Consider the following 2,519-nt stretch of genomic DNA (forward strand, 5'->3'; position numbering starts at 1 on the left):
AGTGTGGGCACTGTGGATGGGAAGGGGATGCGGATTTGAATGGTGCGAATGTGATTGCGCTCTTGGGGGCTGTCGTAAACCAGCCTAGAGGTTCGTGGTTGGCTTGCCAACTGCAGGGCTACTGAAAGCCCCCCCTGTACTGCGAAGCAGTCAGGGTCGGGTAGTTTACTTTAAGTTTGTGGAGTTTCTTCCGATGGCTCTGGCTGCTGGTGGCGGGCCTGGGCCCGTTGCAGGGCTTCTCGCACCACAGCAAAGCCCGTTCCCCCGGCGCTGAGCCGCGTGGCCACCACCTGGCGGGGCTCAATGGCCGTCAAAATGTCCGCCTCAAAGGCCGGGTGGAAGGTTTTCCAGCGCTCCAAGGGCAGATCCCGCAGCAGGATCCCCTCTGCCAAACAAATGCGCACAATCTGCCCCACCAAATCATGGGCTGTGCGAAAGGGGATCCCTTTGCGCACCAAGTAGTCGGCCACATCGGTGGCGTTGGAGAAATCTTCCTGCACAGCAGCCGCCATGCGCTCAGGTTGAAATTGGATCCCTTCCCGCAGCAGAAGGGTCATCGCCTCTAGGCAGGCTTTCAGGGTATCGACCGTGTCGAATAGTCCCTCTTTGTCTTCTTGGAGATCTTTGTTGTAGGCCAGCGGCAGCCCCTTCAAGGTGACCAACAAAGCCTGGAGATGGCCAAACACCCGCCCCGCCTTGCCGCGCACCAACTCCGGCACATCGGGATTTTTCTTCTGGGGCATGAGGCTGGAGCCGGTGGCACAGGCATCGGTGAGGGTGACAAAGCCGAACTCCTGGGAAGCCCAGAGGATCACCTCTTCCGAGAGGCGGCTGAGATGCACCAAAATCAAGCTGGCGGCAGCGTGGAACTCCACCAGGTAGTCCCGGTCGCTGACGGCATCCAAGCTGTTGGCGCTGATCCGCTCAAATCCCAGCAGATGGGCGGTGAGCTGCCGATCGATGGGCAGAGAAGTGCCGGCCAAAGCCCCGGATCCGAGGGGGCAGACATTCACCTCTTCCCGCACCCGCCCCAGCCGTTGCCAGTCTCGCCAGAACATTTCTTCATAGGCCAAGAGGTGGTGGGCCAAGCTAATCGGCTGAGCCCGTTGCAGATGGGTGTAGCCGGGCAGGATTGTCTCCAGATGCCGCTCAGCCAAGTCCAACAAAACTCCGCGCAGCTCCCAGAGGGCTTGACGAAGGTGATCGATCTGATCTCGCAGATAGAGACGCAGATCGGTGGCCACTTGGTCATTGCGGGAGCGCCCGGTATGCAGTTTTTTTCCCACTTCCCCCACCAAAGCCACCAAACGACGCTCGACGGCGTAGTGGACATCCTCTGCCTCTGGATCGGGCCGGAAGGTGCCGGCAGCCGCTTCCTGTTGGATCTGCTCCAATCCCCACCGGATCTGGTCGGCCTCTTGCTGGGTCAGGATGCCACAAGCGGCCAACATCTGCACATGAGCCAGGGATCCGGCCACATCGTAGGGCAGCAGGCGGATGTCGAAGCCGATGCTGGCGTTGAAGCGGGCGATGGCAGGATGCAGGGATCCCTCGAAGCGTTGGCTCCAGGGGCGAGGGGTGGAAGTTACCGTCGGCTCAGACATCGGCTGGGAACCGGAAGAATGGGAAGAAAGACCCCGCTGCAGAAGAAAAAGCACAAAAACCAAATACCGACGGCCAAAACCCCGCCGGCTCAGGCCAACTGGATCCAGCTAGAGCAATGGTGACAAGGCCCTAGTGGGAGCTGGTGATGCTCTTGAGCATGTAGCCCGCCACGATCCCTATCAAAAGCGCCCAAATTTGGCCCGATTCCACAAAGCCATTCCAACCCTTGCGGATATCGCCCAGCACATCCTGTCGGAACACCTGCCCGACAATCATTTCCGTCTGGAAAGCCGTGGGGGCCGGCAAGTAAACCGAAGCGGTTTCAGACCCAGAAGGAGAGAAGTTCATGGTTGTACCTCAGGTGTAGATAACACAGTGCAGCCAACCTGGTAGCTCCACCAGCTAGAGCGTACCGCTCTGAAAGACCTACGAAACGCCAACAAACACTTCCACTCGCACCGGCGGCGCGGAGTGCTCAGCGTCTGCCGCGCTTCTGCTTTCTTCCTGCCTTAACGAACTATGGCTGGCAGCAGAGATCACCCCCACTGCCCCGCCAGAGGGATCTCCACAGGCGTGACTTCCCCGCAAGCTGCAGGTAGCCGCTCCTTGCTCTCTGAGAGAGCCACACAGACTAAAGCTGGAGCAGGCTTTAGCCCATGCAGAACGCATGCCAGAACTAACCAACTAGCCTAGTAGTCCGGCAAAACCACGTCAACCAACCCACCGTTGCTGCCCAGCCCAGTAGCGTTGAGTAGCTTGCTTGAGCTATTGTGAGCGTTGCGGCCTGCTGTCATTAACCCTGAGTTTGAACTTTTTTAGCTAGGTTGTGTTGATCTTTCATTTGAGCCAAAAGAGAGCACTGACGAGATAGAGAAAACTCAAGAAGTTCCTGGCCAATTTGTCAAAACGAGAAA

At 58.3% G+C, this 2,519-nt stretch carries 2 protein-coding genes and 1 pseudogene; 1 reads left to right on the top strand and 2 read right to left on the bottom strand.

Going from position 1 to position 2,519, the window contains the following annotated elements:
* A pseudogene (locus tag ACVWZJ_RS14080) lies at nt 1–125 on the top strand (RNA-guided endonuclease TnpB family protein); the annotation flags it as partial.
* A gap of 45 nt (nt 126–170) precedes the next feature.
* Here the strand turns inward: ACVWZJ_RS14080 and argH are convergent.
* Both argH and ACVWZJ_RS14090 read right to left on the bottom strand, forming a co-directional pair.
* Complete coding sequence (argH, locus tag ACVWZJ_RS14085) at nt 171–1,604, bottom strand: argininosuccinate lyase (protein ID WP_011433654.1); 1,434 nt, start codon at nt 1,602–1,604, stop codon at nt 171–173.
* A gap of 130 nt (nt 1,605–1,734) precedes the next feature.
* Nucleotides 1,735–1,953 carry a hypothetical protein gene (locus ACVWZJ_RS14090; RefSeq protein WP_011433653.1) on the bottom strand — a complete coding sequence of 73 codons (219 nt, stop codon included), beginning with the start codon at nt 1,951–1,953 and terminating at the stop codon, nt 1,735–1,737.
* Nucleotides 1,954–2,519: the final 566 nt, after the last annotated feature.

It is taken from the genome of Thermostichus sp. OS-CIW-29, from assembly GCF_054058195.1.

What these genes read in the sequence shown, in the direction of transcription:
- ACVWZJ_RS14090 (WP_011433653.1), bottom strand. Translation starts at nt 1,953, where the DNA reads ATGAACTTCTCTCCTTCTGGGTCTGAAACCGCTTCGGTTTACTTGCCG.
- argH (WP_011433654.1), bottom strand. Translation starts at nt 1,604, where the DNA reads ATGTCTGAGCCGACGGTAACTTCCACCCCTCGCCCCTGGAGCCAACGC.